Raw genomic sequence first — 18,456 nt, forward strand, 5'->3', positions numbered from 1 at the left:
AAAAGGAGACCGGCGTTTGGTTGTTGGCGCATTACAGATTACCTTGCACTTGGCTTATGCGAACAGCTTAAAGGCCAAGCGCAAGGTGCTTAGAGCCATAACAGACCGCACCAGGGCCAAGTTCAACGCAGCGGTGGCAGAGACGGGCGCAAACGATCTTTGGCAAAGGATTGAACTGGGTTTCGCCGTCTGCGGCAATGACCCTTCCCACGTGGAACGGCAACTGGACAGGATTGAGGAATTTGTGGAATCCCTGGGGCTTGCCGAGATCGTTGATGTCAGACTTGAGGTGATGAATCTCAAGGATATGGCCTGGGCCCCTCAGGCCAGATGGAACAATCATAACGGGTAGACTTAAAAAGCTGCCCTTTGGAAAAGATATATTGGGAAGTACACTCCGCACAAAACGACTGGGAGCATTGCTCCAGGCGGAATTGGGTGAACTCCTGCAGCGCAGGATCAAGGACCCCAGATTAAAGGCATTGTCCATTACTGCCGTTGATGTAAGCCCTGATCTGCGCCAGGCCAAGGTCTACTACAGCCTGTGGGAAAACCAGGGCCAGAAGGAAGTGGAAAAGGCCTTTAAATCGGCTGCCGGATTCTTGCGCAAGGAACTGGCCGCCCGCATGCATCTAAAGGTCATGCCCCGGTTGATACCGGTGTTTGACACTTCTTTGATCGAAGGTGCGCGCATGAGTGACCTGATTGATAAAGTGCGTAAGCAAGACGATGACAACCGGGCCGACGATCCGGTTGAAAGCGAACAGGACTCCAAGTGAGCCAGGCTGTCCTGGATACACTGGCCCGGGCTCAAACTGTATTTGTGGCCTCGCACCTAGATCCCGACGCTGACGCGCTGGGATCCACCCTGGGGTTGATGCATTTGCTGGAAGCCCAGGGGAAAAAGGTGACGGTTTACTCTGCCGGTCCCATACCTGAGGACCTCGACTTCCTCCCCGGCAGAGCGCGGATTACGGATACGGCTCCGAATCCGAGGGCTTTTGATCTGGGTGTACTTCTGGACTGCCACCAACCGGATAGGGCTGGTGAGGCGGCCCGCAACTTTATGGGCGATTTCAAAGCCACGGCGGTTATCGACCACCATGAAGGAGAAGCCGCGTTTGGCCAGGCTGTCTGGATAGCACCTGACTACGCGGCCACGGCCGAGATGATAACCACCTTGGCCCAAAAATATAATTGGCAGTTCACAAAAGATGCTGCGCTCTGCCTGTTTGCCGGACTACAAGGCGATACCGGATCATTCTGCTATTCCAACACCACGGCGCGCTCCCTATACACCGGCGGATATTTGATCGAAAAAGGTGCGGATCCCTGGCTGGTGAGCCAGGAAGTTTATGCCACCAGGCCCAACAAGATTCGTCTCTTGGCCCTGGTAATGGAAAAGGCCCGCACCTATGTAAACGGCAAGCTGATTATAGCCGGGCTCACCCTTTCCGATATTGACGGACTGGGGGCAAGCCCGGAGGACCTGGAAGATGTGGCCGAGGCCCTTCGCCTGATTCGGGGCGTTTCTGTTTCGGCCTTTGTCAAAGAGCGCCGAAACGGCACGGTAAAGGCCAGTCTGCGCTCACGGGGGGCGGTGAATGTGGCCGAAGTGGCCCTTGATTTGGGCGGCGGAGGTCATCACAACGCGGCGGGGCTCACTTTGGAAAGCACCCTGGACGAAGCCCTGAGCATATTGGAGAGCCGCCTGGCTCCTTTGGTGAAAGCCACTTAATGGCAAGAAGACGCAAAGCGAAGTTTTTCGCGGACGGCTTTTTATTGATCAATAAGCCGGCGGGCCCCACCAGCCACGATGTTGTGGCCAGGCTGCGGGGACGTTTCAAGCCTGCCAAAATAGGCCATGCAGGCACCCTGGATCCTTTTGCTTCCGGACTTTTGATCCTGGCCTTTAACCGGGCCACCAGATTGATCGACCTATTGGGACAGGGGTCCAAGACATACCGGGCAGTCATAGGCCTGGGAAAGGCAACCGACACCGGAGATCCCACCGGCGAGGTGATTTCGGAAACACCGGTGCCGCAGCTTGATGAGGAACGGATAAAAGAATTACTGGCCCGCATGGTTGGCGAGAGAATGCAAGCCCCTCCCGCCTACTCGGCGGCCAAACATGAGGGCAAACCCCTTTACGCATATGCGCGCAAAGGGATAAAAATCGAAAAACCGCCCAAGCGGATAGAAATTTATTCCGCCGGGTTGTTAAACCTGGAGCACAACGAGCTTAGGTTCGAGATTTCCTGCTCCAGGGGGACATATATCAGACCATTGGGCGAGGAGCTTGCCCGCGATCTGGGTGCGGTGGGACACCTCACGTCCCTGGTGCGTACAGGTTCGACACCCTTTGGTCTGGACCAGGCATGTGACCTGGACAGGGCGGTTTCCCTCACAGAAGAAGAACTTCTGGGGGAAATGCTGAAGACTTCCGAGGCGCTCGAACAACTGGGGATCGCAAACGTGGTCCTGGATGAAGACAGCGCCTGGGAACTGAGACAAGGTAGAATATTAAGCAGGGATTTATTTTTAGCCGGCAGCCAGGGAAAAATAGCCGGGAAAGGCGAACCTTTCATGGTTCACGATCCCCAGGGCGAGTTGGTGGCTGTGCTGCGTTGGCTGGGACCTTGCGACGCAAGGCCGGGCCGCGAATACGAAACTATAAGGGTTTTTCCTGACAATCAGGCGAAAGACCCGGCCGCGCAAGGCAAAATTCCACTTTTGCATGTAGAGTAACAAGGAGGAATAAGAAAGTGGTTCTCACTACCGAAGCAAAAAGTGAGGTCATTCAGAAGTTCGCGAGGAGCGAAGGCGACACCGGCTCTCCCGAAGTTCAGATAGCCCTCTTAAGCGAACGAATCACCTACCTCACAGAGCACTTTAAGGTCCATAAAAAGGACCATCACAGCCGGCGTGGGCTGTTGAAGCTGGTCGGCCAGAGGCGCCGCATGCTCAACTACCTGAAGCGCAAAGATGTTGAGCGTTACCGCGCTGTGATCAAGGAACTGGGCATCCGTAAGTAATAAAACTCCCAGCTCCCCTAAGAGAGGAACGATGTACAAAAAGGTATCGACGACCATCAACGGCCAAGAGTTCAGCATCGAGACCGGCAAAGTTGCCAAGCAGGCCAGCGGCTCTGTTTGGGTGACCTGTGGCGACTCGGTGGTGCTGGTAACCGCGGTTGGTGCACAGACCAAGAGGGAGGGAATTGATTTCCTCCCCCTTACCGTGGACTACCAGGAGTTTGCCTATGCGGCCGGCCGTATTCCAGGCAACTTCTTCCGCCGCGAGATGGGCCGTCCGTCCGAAAGGGAAACCCTGACCAGCAGGCTCATAGACCGTCCCATCAGGCCGCTTTTGCCCAAGGGATGGACTTATGAGACCCAGATTATTGCAGGGGTCTACTCGGCGGACAAAGTGCATGACACAGATGTCATGGCACTGACAGGCGCTTCCGCAGCCTTGATGGTTAGCGATGTGCCCTTTGACGGCCCCATAGCAGGCGTGCGCGTGGGCAGGGTTGACGGCGAGTTCGTCTTGAACCCCACCACCGACCAGCGGCAACAATCGGATATGCAATTCATTGTGGCCGGTTCCAGAGACGCAGTCTGCATGGTGGAAGGTGAAGGAAACTTCATCACGGAAGATGACGCGCTTGAAGCCATCTGGTTTGCCCATGCAGGCTTGCAACCCCTTTTGGATATCCAGGAGGAGATGGCCCGCGAGGCAGGCAAGACCAAACGTTCTTTTGAGCCTCCCCAGGATGATGAAGATCTCCTGGCCAAGGTCAGGGAAGTCACCACCGAAGGCCTGGCCGAGGTTTTGGCCACCGCGCCTAAACTGGAGCGTTACGCCAAGGTCCGTGATCTGAAGAACCTGGCCGTGGAAAAACTTGGCGAGGCTTACGAAGGCCGTGAGTCTGAGATTAAGAACATGGTCGGGCATTTGGAAGCCGAAGCCATGAGGGCCATGATTCTTGACGAAGGCCACAGGGTGGACTCCCGCACCAGCACAGAGGTGCGCCCCATCTCCTGCGAGGTCGGCGTTCTGCCGAGGGCCCATGGATCAGCCCTTTTCACCAGGGGTGAGACCCAGTCTCTGGTCACCGCCACCCTGGGCACCAGTGGAGACGAGCAGCGTATTGAATCCCTCACCGAGGGCGATACATTCCGCAGGTTTATGCTGCATTACAACTTCCCGCCCTATAGCGTGAATGAAGCCAAGATGCTGCGTGGCCCGGGCAGGCGCGAGATCGGACACGGCAACCTGGCCAGGCGTTCCATAATGCCTGTCCTGCCCGCTGCCGAAGATTTCCCCTATGCCATGCGTGTGGTCAGCGACATTCTGGAATCCAACGGATCTTCCTCCATGGCTACGGTCTGCGGTGCCTCCCTGGCTCTCATGGATGCCGGCGTGCCTGTGCAAAGCGCAGTGGCCGGAGTGGCCATGGGCCTTATCAAGGAAGGGGACAAGGTCGCCGTCCTTACCGATATCCTTGGTGATGAAGACCACTTGGGCGATATGGACTTCAAAGTCACCGGTAACACCGAAGGTGTGGCCGCGGTGCAGATGGATATCAAGATCAGCGGTATCAGCAAAGAGATCATGCGTCAGGCCCTAAGCCAGGCCCGTGACGGCAGGCTGCATATCCTGGGCATCATGGATAAGGCCATAAGCAAGGCCAGGGGCGATATCAGCGATTATGCTCCGCGCATCACCACAATTCATATTCCGGTTGAGCGCATTAAGGATATCATCGGCCCCGGCGGCAAGGTCATCCGTGGAATTCAGATGGAGACCGGCGTCAAGATCGATGTTGAAGACGACGGCACCGTCCATGTTGCAGCCGTGGATGCAGACCAGGGCAAGGCAGCTCTGAAGATGATCAATGAGCTGACCCGCGAAGTCGAGGAAGGCGCTGTATATGAAGGCAAAGTGGTCCGCATCATGGACTTCGGGGCCTTTGTGGAGATCCTCCCCGGTAGAGACGGAATGGTTCACATCTCCGAGCTGGAACACCATCGCGTTCGGGCCGTTACCGACGTGCTTAAAGAAGGCGATATGGTAAAGGTCAAGGTGCTGGGCATAGACGACCGCGGCAAGGTCCGTCTGAGCAGAAAGGCCCTTTTGCCCAAACCCGAAGGTGGCGCGCCTCGCCAAGATGACCATGGCAATAAGGATCGCAGGGACCCGGGTGGCAACAAAAATAACCGTAGCCCCAGGCGGTGATGCCAAGTGATTGAAAAAACTGTTCTTCCTAATGGTGTCCGCATACTGACCGAAGTCATCCCGCATGCCTTTTCAGTCACTGTGGGCGCCTGGATGGGAGTTGGCTCTCGCGATGAATCCGTTGAAGCAGGCGGAGTGAGCCACTTCATAGAGCATATGGCGTTCAAGGGGACCTCTAAAAGGGGTCCCCTTGATATCGCCCGTGAAATTGATCGCCTGGGCGGACAGGCCAATGCCTTCACCAGCAAGGAAAGCACCTGCTTCCACGCCCGGGCCCTTCCCGAACATCTGTCCGATGTTTCTGATCTTCTTTTGGATATTTTGCTGAAGCCAAGTTACGACCCGGTTGAACTGGAGCGGGAGCGCCAGGTTATCCTTCAGGAGATCAGCTCTGTGGAGGATGCGCCCGAGGAACTGGTCCATGTGCTTTTCAGCAACCGGTTCTGGGCGGATCATCCCCTGGGCAGACCCATTTTGGGCTCGAACAGCTCGGTATCCCAGTTGACCAGGGACGATATTCTCTCGTATCTGAGGGATTCCTATTCTCCCGAAGGACTGGTGGTGGCCGCGGTGGGAGCCCTGGAGCACCAACAGGTTGTGGACCTGGTGGCGCCCAGCTTAAGCCTTTTGCCCAAAACCAACGGTAGGGCCGGCAGGGTGCCCGGAGCCCCCAATTCCGGCGTTTTCGTCAAGGTCAGGGATTCTGAGCAGGCCCATATCCTGATGGGTATGCCTGCTCCCTCTGCCACTGATGAGGGCCGTTTTACGGTCAGCCTGTTAAATCTGGTTCTCGGCGGCAATATGAGCTCCAGGCTGTTCCAGGAGATTCGTGAGAAAAAGGGACTGGCCTATGCGGTCTATTCCTATCTCGGCTCCTACAGTGATTCCGGCATGCTCGGCATTTACATGGGGGTTCCCCCGAAAAGGGCCGGTGAGTCGGTGCGGGTGGCAATGGAACAACTCAACGCCCTGGCGGACGGCCTTTTGGAGCAAAGTGAACTCAGCATGGCCAAAGACAGCCTGAGGAGTTCCATTTTGCTTTCCGCGGAAAATCCGGAGAGCCGCATGGGGCGGCTGGCCCGCAACGAGTTTAATTTTGGCCGCGATCTGCCCCTGAAAGAGATTTTAGCCAAAGTAGAGGCTGTGGACCTTGAGAGCATACACCTTTTGGCCAAGGAGATCCTGGACCCGGCCAAGGTCTGCCTGACTGCCTTGGGGCCGCTTACACCAGAGGAACTGGACTGGATGAACTGATGAGTTATCCCCAAGAGAAACCTGAAGTAGCGGTAAAGCGCCTTGAACACGGCCGGGGGCTGGACCTGCCGGTCTATATGACCGAGCTGGCCGCGGGCATGGATCTGGCCGCGGCTCTAAAAGACACCCTGGTTCTGCAACCAGGACAGATAGCCCTGATCCCCACAGGCCTGGCTCTTGCCATACCGCCCGGATACGAAGGGCAGGTTCGCCCCAGATCCGGCCTGGCCGTGAAACACGGCATCACCGTGATCAATGCGCCGGGAACTATTGACGCGGATTACAGGGGCGAGGTAATGGTTGGTTTGATCAACCTGGGCGCGGAGCCCGTCAACCTCAAAAGGGGTGACAGGGTGGCCCAGTTGATTATTGCTCCCGTGTGCCAGGCGGTTTTGACCGAAGTCGATGAATTGCCTGATACTGATCGGGGTGCGGGAGGCTTTGGCCATACCGGAGGCCATTAAAGTCAGATCAGGGCATGAGCCTGATTGAACTGAGACTAAAGGCCCCGCAGGGGGCCTTTTATTTTTTGGGGGGATCTTATGTCCCTGGCATTTTGCGTACTCGCAAGTGGTTCCAAGGGAAACTCAACTGTGATCACTAATGGCTCAAAGGCCATTTTAGTAGACTGCGGCATCACGGCCCGTCAGGCAGTTCTGCGCATGGAGGCCAGGGGAGTGGACCCTTCATCGGTTCAGGCCATTGTGCTAACCCATGAACATACAGATCATATTGCCGGAGTTCGGGTGCTGACCAAGCGCCTGGGATGCAAGGTGCTCGCCACCAGGGGCACTTTTTCCAAAATGGAGGGTATTGACCTGCCCGACAAAGAAATCTTCATACCGGGGCGCTCCTTTGACGAGGCGGGCTTTTCCATCCGGCCCTTTGATATTTCTCACGATGCGGAAGAACCGGTGGGGCTGACCATATCCCAAAACGGCGTAAAAATAGGTTTTGCCACAGACCTTGGTTGCACCACAAACGTGGTTCGTCAGCGTCTGGCCCAATGCCGCGGACTTATAGTGGAGGCCAACCATGACCCGGCCATGCTCACCAGCAGCCACTACCCGGAATGGCTCAAGCAAAGGGTGCGCTCCAGGCAGGGGCACCTCTCCAACCAGCAGGGGGCGGAACTGGTGGCGGAAGTGGGGCACGCCGACCTGGCCTGCGTGGTGCAGGCCCACCTTTCCGAAAACACAAACAGACCGGAACTGGCTGAAAAGGACCTGGGCCAGGTAATAGACCAGGCGCTCTCCAACACCCGCACCCTGGTGGCCAGCCAGAAAGAACCCACAGATCTGATTATCTTGAAATAAAAGGTTACTGGGCGTGACTTGAAAACACGATCCAAGAAAAGAAAAAGAATCGTGGGCCAAACAATGCGAAAACCCCGAGCCTGTCCAAGACAGCCCGGGGTTTTTTATATGGTCACAAGGCTTTTTGCCTTTGTTATGGCCTAGAATCTGATCAGGGCCGCGCCCCAGGTGATTCCGCCGCCGAAGACCGGCACGCAGACCAGGTCGCCCTTTTTAATACGGCCTTCCCTGATAGCCTCGTCCATGGCAATGGCGCAGCTGGCGGAGCTTATGTTGGCGTATCTGTCTATTGTGACTACGAAACGGTCCATATCGACTTTAATGCGTTTGGCCACCTGCTGGATCATGCGCAGGTTGGCCTGGTGAGGAATAAAATGGTCGACATCGTCCATGGTAAGCCCGGTCTGGTCCAGAACTGCATGAATGGACTGCACAAAGTGTTTGACAGCCACCCTGACCGAAGCTGAGGCGTTGATCAGTTTCAGGGTGTGGACATGTTGATCCAATGATTCATGAGTCAAAGGCGTCACAGAGGAGCCCATGCCAGCGATGCGCAGGTCCTTGCCGTTTCTTCCGTCAGAACCCAGGTAGGTGGCTAGAATCTGGGGATTGGCATCACCGGGCTGAAGCACGGCGGCTCCGGCTCCGTCACCCCAAAGCACGCAGTTGGCCCGGTCGGTCCAGTCCTGAACCCTGCTCATCACTTCACCGGCAACCACCAGGACAGTCTTGGCCGCGCCACTTTGCAGGTAGCGGGATGCCACATCCATGGCAAAGATAAAGCCGGAACAAGCGGCTGTAATGTCAAATGAAAAGGCCTGGGGGGCGTCGATCAGGGCTTGCAGGCAGTTGGCTGCGCTGGGGCTGTGAAAGTCCGGGGTGACCGTGGCCATTACAATCAGGTCCAAGTCATGTGGGCTTATGCCTGCGTCTTCCATGGCTATTTTGGCGGCCTCGGCGGCCAGGTCACTGGAAGCCTGGTCCGGTCTTGCGATCCGGCGCTCTTTGATTCCTGTACGCTGGACGATCCATTCGTCTGAAGTGTCCAAGAATTTTTCCAGGTCAAAGTTTGTCAGCACTTTTTCAGGTACGTAAGAACCCGTACCCGCAATGCGAATGGGAACCATCGGTCTCTCCGCGGGAACATTAAGGGGCGGCGCCCCTGTTAAGGGCGCCGCCTGAAATCCGTTTTTTGTTTATGCCTTGCGAGGTTCGGCAATGGCGATCTGTGCTGCGGCCAGCCGCGCGATAGGTACACGGTAGGGGGAGCAGCTCACATAATTCATACCAACGCGGTGGCAAAATGCAACCGATTTGGGGTCTCCACCATGCTCGCCGCAGATTCCGATCTTGAGATTGCTTCTGGCTTTACGCCCAAGTTCCACGCCGATCTCGACCAGGCGACCCACCCCTTTTTCGTCTATGCTTACAAAGGGGTCATGAGGCAGGATACCCTGAGAAACGTAGTCCGGCAAGAACTTGCCTGCGTCATCTCTACTTAATCCGAAGGTTGTCTGGGTGAGATCGTTGGTGCCAAAGGAGAAGAATTCCGCTTCCTGGGCAATTTCATCGGCTGTCAGGGCGGCCCTGGGCAGCTCGATCATGGTTCCGATCATGTAGTCGATTTTTTGCCCGGTTTTTGCGATCACTTCTTCCGCCACCCTGGCTACGATCTCTTTCTGGCGGATAAACTCATTTACATGACCCACCAGGGGGATCATCACCTCGGGTAGAGGTTTGACACCCTCGGACGCCACCTGGCAGGCCGCCTCAAAAATAGCCCTGGCCTGCATCTCTGTGATTTCCGGGAAGGACAGGCCCAAACGGCAGCCGCGGTGACCCAGCATGGGGTTTGATTCGGCCAGGGATTCGGCCTTGGCCTTGAGCTGGGCGGGTTTGACGCCCATATCCTTGGCCAGGTCATTGATCTCTTTATCTGTATGGGGCAAGAACTCGTGCAGGGGCGGGTCCAGGGTGCGGATGGTGACCGGCAGCCCGTCCATGGCCTTGAAGATGCCCACAAAGTCTTCTCTTTGCATGGGCAGGATCTTGGCCAGGGCGGCCTGGCGTCCTTCCAGGGTTTCGGAAAGGATCATCTCGCGCACTGCATCAATGCGGTTGCCCTCAAAGAACATGTGCTCGGTCCTGGTGAGGCCGATACCCTCGGCTCCGAAGTTGCGGGCCACTTCCGAGTCGTGGGGGGTGTCGGCGTTGGTGCGCACGCCAAGCTGCCTGACTTCGTCGACCCACTCCATGAAGGTGCCGAAGTCGCCGGTGAGCTGGGGATCCACTGTGGGGATCTCACCCTTGTAGACCTCGCCCTTGCTGCCGTCCAAGGTGATGAAATCGCCTTCCTTGATGGTGACGCCGCCTGCGGTGAAGGAGCGCTTCTTGTAATCCACCACTACTTCAGAGCAGCCCGCCACGCAGCAGGTGCCCATGCCCCTGGCCACAACCGCGGCGTGGCTGGTCATGCCGCCCCTGCTGGTCAGGATGCCCTGGGCCACGTTCATGCCCCTTATATCGTCCGGGCTGGTCTCCACCCTGACCAGGACGACTTTTTTGCCCTGGTTGTGCCAGGATTCTGCGTCCTCGGCCGAAAACACCACCTGGCCCACGGCCGCGCCGGGGCTGGCGGGCAGGCCTTTGGCAATCTTTTCTCTGGGGGCCTCGGGGTCCAGCATGGGGTGTAAGAGTTGGTCGATCTGCTCGGGTTCGACCCTCTGGATAGCCTCGATTTTATCGATAAGCCCTTCGCCGACCATGTCCACCGCGATCTTCAAGGCAGCGGCGGCTGTGCGCTTGCCGGTCCTGGTCTGGAGCATCCACAGGCGGCCCTGCTGGATGGTGAACTCAATGTCCTGCATTTCGTGGTAATGCAGCTCCAGTTTATCCCTGATCCCTGCGAGCTGCTTATAGAGCTCGGGCATCTCGTTTTCCAGGGTGTTCATACCCTCGGGCACTGTCTTGGCCCGGTTGATGGGCTGGGGTGTGCGGATGCCCGCGACCACGTCCTCGCCCTGGGCGTTGGTGAGGTACTCGCCGTAGAAGTAGTTCTCGCCGGTGGCGGGGTCTCTGGTAAAGGCAACACCTGTGGCCGAGTCCTCGCCCATGTTGCCGAATACCATGGCCTGGACGTTGGTGGCCGTGCCCCAGTCCTCGGGGATGCCGTGGATCTGGCGGTAGGAGATGGCCCTGGGAATGTTCCAGGAGCCAAAGACCGCGCCGATGCCGCCCCAGAGCTGATCCATGGGCTCCTCCGGGAAGGGCTTGCCGAGCCTCTTCTGAACCAGTTCCTTAAACTCCACCACCAGTTCCTTGAGGTCTTCGGTGGTGAGTTCGGTATCCAGGGTCACGCCGCTTTTTTGTTTTTTGGCTTCCAGTATTTCCTCAAAGGGATCGTGCTCCAACTCGGTCTCGGGACGCACTCCCATGACCACGTCGGCATACATGTTCACAAAACGGCGGTAGGCGTCATAGGCAAAGCGCTCGTTGCCGGTTTTGTTGATAAGGCCCTTGATGGTGTTGTCGTTCAGTCCGATGTTCAGGACCGTGTCCATCATTCCTGGCATGGAGATGCGCGCGCCTGAGCGCACGGAAATGAGAAGCGGGTTTTCCGGGTCGCCGAATTTGGCGCCCATTAATTCTTCCACTTCCTTGAGGGCGTTTTCCACCTGTGCCTTCAGTTCGGCGGGGTATTGCCCCTGTTGTTCCTGGTAGTAGGTGCAGACTTCCGTGGTGATGGTAAAACCAGCGGGAACCGGAATGCCGATGCTGGTCATCTCGGCCAAGTTGGCGCCTTTGCCGCCAAGTAATTCCTTCATGTCGGCAGAACCGTCCGCTTTGCCGTTGCCAAAGGAATACACATATTTGCTGTTAGCCACGTTGTTACCTCCTGACCCTGGTATAGTCCCCGAGTCTTGGGGATTGTTTGGTTTTGCCGGATAATGCCGCGTCGACCAAATTGAAAATTATCTGCATGGATAAATTGCCAACGCGCTTTAAGGCCCTTTCCCCTAAGGACCTAACCGGCAGACTCCGAAACATAGGCTCTTGCCACATCCACCAACCAATTAGGCAAGGGGCTTATCTTGCCTTCGGTTGAAACACAGCCATGCACTGTGTATCCGCTTACCAAGGTCTCTTCGCCGGCGGCGCTCGTTTTTCTCGTTATGAGGTAATCAAAACGCAACGAAGCCCTTTTGACCCAGGCGACTTTGGTAGAAACCACCAGGGGGTCGTCATATCGGGCCGGACTTTGATAGCGGACATGCGCCTCCGTCACCGGCAGGTGCAGACCCTGGGCCGCCAGATCGGCATACGCCCCTCCACCGGCCCGCATGAGTTCCGCCCTACCGCGTTCAAAGTAACGCAGGTAGTTCCCATAATAGACCACATTCATGGCGTCTGTGTCGCCAAAAAGCGGCCTAAACTCATATCTGTTCATCATTTCAGCCAAGTAACCTTTTCATCAGTTCATAACCGGGAATCACCTTGCCTTGGGAGCTGCGAGCGGCCTGAACTTCATTAAAGCCTTTGGGATTGTTTTTAATTTTTTCAGAGTCCCAGATCACAAAGGGAACCGGCTCTGAGCTGTGGGTCTTGGTGCTCACGGGTGTGTAATGGTCTGTGGCCAAAAGCACCCTGTGGTGTCCCAGGCCTTTCATGCCGGCCATGACCGGGCCCACTACTTTTTCATCAAACAGTTCGATCGCCTGGATTTTTTCGCTCAAAATGCCGCCGTGGCCGGTTTCGTCCGGGGCCTCCACATGTAAAAAGCCCAGGTCGCGGTCTTTTAAGCCGTCCAAGGTGGCCTGGACCTTGCCCTCATAGTTGGTGTCCAGCCAGCCGTTGGCTCCGGGAACCTCAAAGGCTTCCAGCCCGGCCATGATCCCCAGGCCCTTTACCAGGTTCACCGCGCTGACCGTGAATCCGGTCACCTTGAGCTTGGGCAGTGTCGGTTTGGTGCCCTGACCCCAAAGCCAGATGGAATTGGCCTGGTGCTCTCCCTTTTCAGACCTGGCTTTATTCACCGGATGGGCCTCCAACAACGGCCAGGATTTTTTGGTGAATTCGACCAGGGGCAGGGTCTCCCCGCCCTCGTTCAGAAGATGATCCACCGTTTGGTCTGAGTAATCGTGGGGAGGAGCGGTGACCGCATTTAAGGGGCCGTTTTTCCAGACCACCAGGTGACGGTAGCTCTGGCCGGTGTAGAAATGAATATCATCGCCGCCAAGTTCTTTCTCCAGGGTGGCTATGATTTCAGCGGCGCTGGGGTCGTCTATATGGCCGCTGGCATAGTCGGCCATGACGGTCTTGTTGTCTTCATGGGCCAGTGTCACCAGGTTGCACCTGAAAGACACGTCGTTTGGCCCCAGTTCAATGCCCACTGCGGCCGCCTCGATGGGAGAGCGCCCGGTATGGTAAAGTTTGGGGGCGTAGCCCATGAGCGACATATTGGCCACGTCTGAACCCGGGGCCATGCCTTGGGGCACGGTCTGGGCCAGGCCAAGCATGCCCTGGCCGGCTAAAAGATCCATGTTGGGGGTTTTGGCGGCCTGTAAAAGGGTTTTGCCGCCCAATTCCTCCATGGGGTAGTCCCCCATGCCGTCTCCCACCAGAATCAGGTATTTCACTGGATCACTCCGCTATTGTCATGCTTTGCGCATCAGCATGATTGGTTCCGTAATTTGGGGCAGGGCGTTTATGCGCGCCAAGGCTGCGCTGACGTCTTTTTCCACTGCCTCGTGGGTCATCATAACTATAGGTACAGATCCTTCGCTGCGGCGTCCCTTTTGGATAACCGTTTCAATGGAGATATTGTGCTCTGAGAGAATGCGGCTCACCTTGGCCAGGACGCCCGGTTCGTCGGCTGCGGTGAATCGGAAGTAATATTGGCAGCTGGTCTCTTCCATGGGGGCCAGCTCCAGGTGTTCCCCCCGACTCTTGGCCAGGCCCAGAGCAGGCACCCTGCCCCGGCTTTTTACCAAAAGATCCCTGGCCAAATCCACCACATCGGCCACCACTGCCGAAGCGGTGGCCTCGCGGCCCGCGCCCAGGCCATAGAGCAGCACGTCTCCGACCCAGTCGCCGGTGATGTGAAGGGCGTTGAAAGCCCCGTCCACGGAAGCCAGCACATGGTCATGCGGAACCAGGGCCGGATGCACCCGGGCCTGCACCTTTTGACCTTTGTTTTTCATTATGGCCAGCAGTTTGACTGTAAAGCCGAACTCATTGGCAAACTGAATGTCCAGGGGAGTGATTTTGCTTATGCCTTCCATGTGGATGTCTTCCAGGGAAGGATAATCACCGGTTACCAGGGAAGTGATTATGGCCAGTTTGTGGGCCGCGTCCACGCCTTCCACGTCAAAAGTGGGGTCTTGTTCGGCATAGCCCTTTTTCTGGGCCAGGGCGAGGACTTCTTCAAAGGGTGCATTGTCCTGGGTCATGCGGGTGAGGATGAAGTTGCTGGTGCCGTTTAAAATGCCCATGCAGCTTTCAATGCGGTTGGCCAAGAGGCCTTCCCGGATGGAGCGGATCAGGGGGATGCCCCCACCCACGGCGGCCTCAAAGGCCACACTGGTCTGATTGGCCTTGGCAGTGGCGTGGATTTCCCTTCCATGTGTGGCTAAAAGCGCCTTGTTGGCGGTCACCACCTGCTGCCCCGCGGAAAGGGCCTCGAGCATGAAATCCTTGGCAACCTTCATACCGCCTATGGTCTCGACCACAATATCGATCTCCGGGTTGCCGACTATCCGGGATGCGTCTTGGGTGAAGATCCGGTCATCCAGACCCAGGCTCTCCTTTTGGGACGCGTCCAGGTCGGCGGCCAGGGTGAGTTCCAACTCGGCGCCGAGGAGTTCTTCAAAGTGCTCTTTTTTTTCCAAAAGCAGCTGAGCTGTGCCTCCGCCCACTGTGCCCAGGCCCAAAAGGCCCACTTTGATCTTGTGCTTTTTCATTGGGGTGTCCTTTTCAGCTTAGGCGTTAAAAAACCTCCTGAGTCCGCGGATGGCCTGGTTGGTGCGATGCTCGTTTTCAACCAGAGCAAAACGCACATATTCATCACCATATTGGCCAAAGCCCAGTCCCGGGCTCACCGCCACCTTGGCTTCATTGATTAAGAGCTTGGAAAATTCAACCGACCCCAACTTTCGATATTCTTCGGGGATTTTGGCCCACAGGAACATGGTGCCCTTGGGAGATTCGACCTCCCAGCCCACCCGGTTAAGGCCTGTGACCAGGGTGTCCCTGCGCTTCTGATAGATATCCACGATCTCCTTTACGCAGGACTGATCTTCGTTTAAGGCAATAATGCCCGCGATCTGGATGGGTTGGAAGACGCCGTAATCCAGATAACTCTTTATGCGGGTGAGTGCGTGGACAAGCTGTTTGTTGCCCACGCAGAAACCCAGCCTCCAGCCTGCCATGGAATAGGATTTTGACATGGAGAAGAACTCCACTGCAATATCCTTGGCACCCGGGACCTGTAAAATACTGGGAGCCTTGTAATCGTCAAAGCAAAGATCCGCATAGGCAAAGTCATGCACCAGCCAGATTTGCCTTTCCCGGCAAAAGTCCACTATTTTTTGCATGAAGTCCAGGTCAACCACCATGGTTGTGGGGTTGTGGGGAAAGCTGGTGATAAGCATTTTGGGCTGGGGCCAGCAGTCATTATAGGCTGTCACCAGGTCCTCGAAAAAATCCCTGCCCGGCAAAAGAGGCACGCTGCGCAAGTCCCCGCCTGCTATGACCACGCTGTAGGGATGGATGGGATAGGTGGGGCTCGGGGCCAGAACCACATCTCCCGCACCCACAGTGGCCAGAACCAGGTGGCTTAAGCCCTCTTTGGCTCCTATGGTGGCCACGGCTTCGGTATCCGGGTCTATGTCTACGTCATAACGCCTTTTATACCAACTGCTGATAGCGTGTCTGAGCTTGGTGATGCCCTTGCTGGCAGAGTAGCGATGATTGGTGGCCTTGGCAGCAGCTTCGGTCAACTTGGCGACAATATGGTCCGGAGTGGGCAGGTCGGGGTTGCCCATGCCTAAGTCGATTATGTCTTCGCCTGCCCTGCGAGCCTCCATCTTGAGCTCGTTGACAACGGCAAAGACATAGGGCGGAAGTCTTTTCATGCGTCTGAATTCTTGCATGGCCACAATCATCTTTCTAATGGTTTTTATAGGATTGTTGAAATTCTGACCCTATATATTAATAGGAAGTAGAAACCTTATCCCACCCCAAAGCTAGTGTCAAGGCGGCATTAAGCGGTGGATGCAGAAAATGTGCCGTTATTATCAGTAATTATAAAATCCATCTTTTCTCCGGGAAAAGCGGGAGCGACTTGATTGAACCGACTTGAAATCGAAAAAAATTAAACTAATTTAACTTCGGGTTTAAAGTGGACTTTAGCTTTTCCTGAATTAAGGATGCTTTTTTTTAGTTTTGTAGCGCTTTGGAGACAGGTTTTTGCGGTTGATCAGGTTTGGGCGCTGAGTCTGGTTTTGGTAAAAGCGCATGGAATGGCTGCTCGGTTGACCTTTAAAGGGAGTAGTTCCGGTATCCGTTAAAAGGGCGAAGTTTTTTCTGTGAATGCCCGCAACTTTTCCAAAGATTTTTCTTCTGTCCGGTTTTGCCTGAAAATGAGTTGTAGTATTTTACTCCGGTGCTTACCTGGATATGATGCGCTGGAAAAGCCATGAGGCTTCTAGGGAAAAGCGGTCTTTGGTGCTGATATCAGGTTGTTTTTGTTCCCTTCTCAGAAAATCCAGGATTTGATGCACAGGAACAAACCAGCCTTTTTTTTCGCCAGTCTTGTCATGAGAGTTTTGAACTGTGGATTGATCTTTCCTTTTTCCGTAAATCCCTTGGCAAAATGAGTGCTGATCAGGCAGAGCCCTGATTGAGCCCCGAGAAGATCTTGGTTTTTTTTACTTAACGCCTGCTTGAAACGGTCGATAGTGCTTCCGTTGGTGCTGGCAAACCAGAAATTAACATATGGTTTTTCCGGATCGTAGTATGGCATCTTTTTGCATTTTTTTAATGTGTTTGTATCGTTAGAAAAAATTACTTACATAGGTTACTTTCTTGCAGCATTGATCGCCCCAGAATAAGGGTGAACTCTCCTCGTAACCTTGAAAGCGTTTTAAATTTTTAAGATTTACAAGACGGTAAAAAACTTGTTAAGACCCGTAAAACGGGCTTCTCCCCAATATATACCCTCTAAATTTTTGTCGTGATTGGCGAGGGATTTGGGATAGTATCCTACGACTTCTCTAAAGAATTTCAATCCTTTAATGGTTTCATCTCTAGTGGAGGTGAGGCCTGCGTTCAGGTGAAGGCTTATCTCGAAACCTTTTTCCGCCAGTTCTTGAATGAAGATGCGATATTCTTTATCCTGAAGGGAGCATCCGGTTCTATGATCTCTATCTTTATGATTGGTTGTCCAGACACTTTTTGTTGTTTTGATGCCAATACTATTTAAAAAATCGTAGATTGGTTTTGTGTTTTCTACGGTAGAGTGGTCCGTATCGTCGAATATCGTAAATGCAAAATTATTATCTTCAGGCCAGACTATTTTGGGGTTGCTGGAGAGTGGCGACGGTTTTATTCCCGAGAACAATATTATAAATTTAAAATAGATAAAAAGCGTCATTGTTGGAATACTCTAACAGTATGATTTTTCAAATATTTTTTAGCTAGTCTATTTGGTGATGCGGAAATATGATGAGGATTTGGGGAGAGGCTATTTTTGCTAATAACTATTAATGATAGGGAAGATTTGGTTTTAGAATAAGTGTAGATATAGACGGTTATGGTGACTTGTTGGGGTAAATTTCATATATGATGATATGGTATGAAGGCTATGACCTGAGAAGATTTGTGACCCTTTGGGGGGTGTTTAAGTGACCGGAACAGTTTTGGGTCAAGGTTGAAGCATCATCCCCACCCGGAACGCTTTTTTATGAGGGGGGGTGGGGATGCTCATGCCTGTTACTTGTCTATAAAAACCTCAAGCCTTCCGGGCTTGTCGCCGGAGCGCAAACTGGCCACCATGGCCCTTATGGCATTGGCTATAATATCCTGGACAAAGCCTTTAATGGGGATCCTTTCTCCGGAGAGCAAAATGCGGACCCTGGCCGGTTCCTTTTCCGGCATGACCTCCTTGGCCACAAACTCAGCCAGACCGGCAAGATCAGTGGGGCTGAAGGTGGGTTTTCCCGAGTCGATTGGCTTTTCAGAGATATAGGCCCTTACTCCGGGGTCCTGACCGGGATTGCCTGAAAGAACCAGTTCCAATTTGGCCTTTTTTGCCTGATCGTGGGCTGTGGTCAGGACCAGATCATGCTCGGAGAAAAAAGCTTCCAAAAGCTGGGGCAGGGTTTTCTCTTTTGCCTGGGCTTTTAATACAAAGCCTTTTTCAGCCAGCTCCAATGTATCCGGAGGCGCTTTGTCGAGGTTTTGTTTTTTTTTGATTATTCCTGTTTTAAGGCCTTTTGGGCCCAGGGCCTGGGGCAGGTTTTCCAGGATTTGCTCTTTTTCCTGGCAATCCGGGCCGATCAGGCAGACTACATAAGGCATATTGCTGATCTCCTTGAATTTGGGCAGAGCTTTCATATTTAGTCAGAAGGAGCAGTTGCAAAAGGTC

General features: G+C 54.7%; 17 protein-coding genes. 9 read left to right on the forward strand and 8 right to left on the reverse strand.

Going from position 1 to position 18,456, the window contains the following annotated elements; translation table 11 throughout:
- The first annotated feature begins 16 nt into the window (after window positions 1–16).
- From X474_RS22315 to X474_RS22355, 9 genes are all read left to right on the forward strand, one after another.
- Window positions 17–352, forward strand: a complete 336-nt coding sequence (locus X474_RS22315; RefSeq protein WP_044352082.1) for a DUF503 domain-containing protein — start codon at window positions 17–19, stop codon at window positions 350–352.
- Window positions 353–383: 31 nt separating this feature from the next.
- The gene (gene rbfA, locus X474_RS22320) at window positions 384–779 is read left to right on the forward strand and encodes a 30S ribosome-binding factor RbfA (protein WP_197282228.1); all 396 of its coding nucleotides are present in this window, start codon (window positions 384–386) and stop codon (window positions 777–779) included.
- The gene (locus tag X474_RS22325; protein WP_044352085.1) at window positions 776–1,738 is read left to right on the forward strand and encodes a DHH family phosphoesterase; all 963 of its coding nucleotides are present in this window, start codon (window positions 776–778) and stop codon (window positions 1,736–1,738) included. The genes rbfA and X474_RS22325 overlap by 4 nt, the downstream gene beginning before the upstream one ends.
- Window positions 1,738–2,748 carry a tRNA pseudouridine(55) synthase TruB gene (gene truB, locus X474_RS22330; RefSeq protein ID WP_052515517.1) on the forward strand — a complete coding sequence of 337 codons (1,011 nt, stop codon included), beginning with the start codon at window positions 1,738–1,740 and terminating at the stop codon, window positions 2,746–2,748. The genes X474_RS22325 and truB overlap by 1 nt, the downstream gene beginning before the upstream one ends.
- 17 nt (window positions 2,749–2,765) lie before the next feature.
- Window positions 2,766–3,035: a 30S ribosomal protein S15 gene (gene rpsO, locus X474_RS22335; RefSeq protein ID WP_044352087.1), complete on the forward strand. Its 270-nt coding sequence runs from the start codon at window positions 2,766–2,768 to the stop codon at window positions 3,033–3,035.
- Window positions 3,036–3,066: 31 nt separating this feature from the next.
- A complete protein-coding gene (pnp, locus tag X474_RS22340; protein ID WP_044352088.1) occupies window positions 3,067–5,241 on the forward strand; it encodes a polyribonucleotide nucleotidyltransferase in 2,175 nt (724 codons plus the stop codon).
- A 6-nt stretch (window positions 5,242–5,247) separates the two neighbouring features.
- On the forward strand, window positions 5,248–6,495 hold the full coding sequence (locus X474_RS22345) for a M16 family metallopeptidase (protein ID WP_044352089.1): 1,248 nt from the start codon (window positions 5,248–5,250) through the stop codon (window positions 6,493–6,495).
- The gene (gene dut / locus X474_RS22350) at window positions 6,495–6,959 is read left to right on the forward strand and encodes a dUTP diphosphatase (protein ID WP_044352091.1); all 465 of its coding nucleotides are present in this window, start codon (window positions 6,495–6,497) and stop codon (window positions 6,957–6,959) included. Before X474_RS22345 ends, dut begins: the two co-directional genes overlap by 1 nt.
- Window positions 6,960–7,037: 78 nt before the next feature.
- Window positions 7,038–7,811, forward strand: coding sequence for an MBL fold metallo-hydrolase (locus tag X474_RS22355; RefSeq protein WP_044352092.1), 774 nt, complete (start codon window positions 7,038–7,040; stop codon window positions 7,809–7,811).
- A 140-nt stretch (window positions 7,812–7,951) separates the two neighbouring features.
- On the opposite strand, the gene X474_RS22360 is transcribed toward X474_RS22355, so the two are convergent.
- From X474_RS22360 to X474_RS22400, 8 genes are all read right to left on the reverse strand, one after another.
- On the reverse strand, window positions 7,952–8,938 hold the full coding sequence (locus X474_RS22360) for a 3-oxoacyl-ACP synthase III family protein (RefSeq protein WP_044352094.1): 987 nt from the start codon (window positions 8,936–8,938) through the stop codon (window positions 7,952–7,954).
- Between the two features lie 69 nt (window positions 8,939–9,007).
- Window positions 9,008–11,695 (reverse strand): pyruvate, phosphate dikinase, encoded by a 2,688-nt coding sequence (gene ppdK, locus X474_RS22365; protein ID WP_082464574.1) that lies wholly within the window; start codon window positions 11,693–11,695, stop codon window positions 9,008–9,010.
- A 140-nt stretch (window positions 11,696–11,835) separates the two neighbouring features.
- Entirely contained in the window at window positions 11,836–12,261 is a 426-nt protein-coding gene (locus tag X474_RS22370; RefSeq protein WP_197282229.1) for an acyl-CoA thioesterase, read from the reverse strand.
- 1 nt (window position 12,262) lies between these two features.
- On the reverse strand, window positions 12,263–13,447 hold the full coding sequence (locus X474_RS22375; RefSeq protein WP_044352095.1) for a cofactor-independent phosphoglycerate mutase: 1,185 nt from the start codon (window positions 13,445–13,447) through the stop codon (window positions 12,263–12,265).
- An 18-nt stretch (window positions 13,448–13,465) separates the two neighbouring features.
- Window positions 13,466–14,770, reverse strand: a complete 1,305-nt coding sequence (locus tag X474_RS22380; protein WP_044352097.1) for a homoserine dehydrogenase — start codon at window positions 14,768–14,770, stop codon at window positions 13,466–13,468.
- 18 nt (window positions 14,771–14,788) lie between these two features.
- Window positions 14,789–15,961, reverse strand: a complete 1,173-nt coding sequence (gene alaC, locus X474_RS22385; protein ID WP_044352098.1) for an alanine transaminase — start codon at window positions 15,959–15,961, stop codon at window positions 14,789–14,791.
- Between the two features lie 1,007 nt (window positions 15,962–16,968).
- Entirely contained in the window at window positions 16,969–17,463 is a 495-nt protein-coding gene (locus X474_RS22395; RefSeq protein WP_044352100.1) for a hypothetical protein, read from the reverse strand.
- A gap of 338 nt (window positions 17,464–17,801) precedes the next feature.
- Complete coding sequence (locus X474_RS22400; protein ID WP_044352102.1) at window positions 17,802–18,389, reverse strand: hypothetical protein; 588 nt, start codon at window positions 18,387–18,389, stop codon at window positions 17,802–17,804.
- Window positions 18,390–18,456: the final 67 nt, after the last annotated feature.

Origin of the sequence: Dethiosulfatarculus sandiegensis (genome assembly GCF_000931935.2) — a bacterium.
GTDB lineage: Bacteria > Desulfobacterota > Desulfarculia > Desulfarculales > Desulfarculaceae > Dethiosulfatarculus > Dethiosulfatarculus sandiegensis.

Excerpts from the sequence above, each read along its gene's own strand:
- X474_RS22400 (WP_044352102.1), bottom strand. The coding sequence starts at position 18,389 with ATGCCTTATGTAGTCTGCCTGATCGGCCCGGATTGCCAGGAAAAAGAG.
- pnp (WP_044352088.1), top strand. The coding sequence starts at position 3,067 with ATGTACAAAAAGGTATCGACGACCATCAACGGCCAAGAGTTCAGCATC.
- X474_RS22360 (WP_044352094.1), bottom strand. The coding sequence starts at position 8,938 with ATGGTTCCCATTCGCATTGCGGGTACGGGTTCTTACGTACCTGAAAAA.
- alaC (WP_044352098.1), bottom strand. The coding sequence starts at position 15,961 with ATGCAAGAATTCAGACGCATGAAAAGACTTCCGCCCTATGTCTTTGCC.
- dut (WP_044352091.1), top strand. The coding sequence starts at position 6,495 with ATGAGTTATCCCCAAGAGAAACCTGAAGTAGCGGTAAAGCGCCTTGAA.
- X474_RS22380 (WP_044352097.1), bottom strand. The coding sequence starts at position 14,770 with ATGAAAAAGCACAAGATCAAAGTGGGCCTTTTGGGCCTGGGCACAGTG.
- truB (WP_052515517.1), top strand. The coding sequence starts at position 1,738 with ATGGCAAGAAGACGCAAAGCGAAGTTTTTCGCGGACGGCTTTTTATTG.
- X474_RS22370 (WP_197282229.1), bottom strand. The coding sequence starts at position 12,261 with ATGATGAACAGATATGAGTTTAGGCCGCTTTTTGGCGACACAGACGCC.
- X474_RS22355 (WP_044352092.1), top strand. The coding sequence starts at position 7,038 with ATGTCCCTGGCATTTTGCGTACTCGCAAGTGGTTCCAAGGGAAACTCA.
- X474_RS22395 (WP_044352100.1), bottom strand. The coding sequence starts at position 17,463 with ATGACGCTTTTTATCTATTTTAAATTTATAATATTGTTCTCGGGAATA.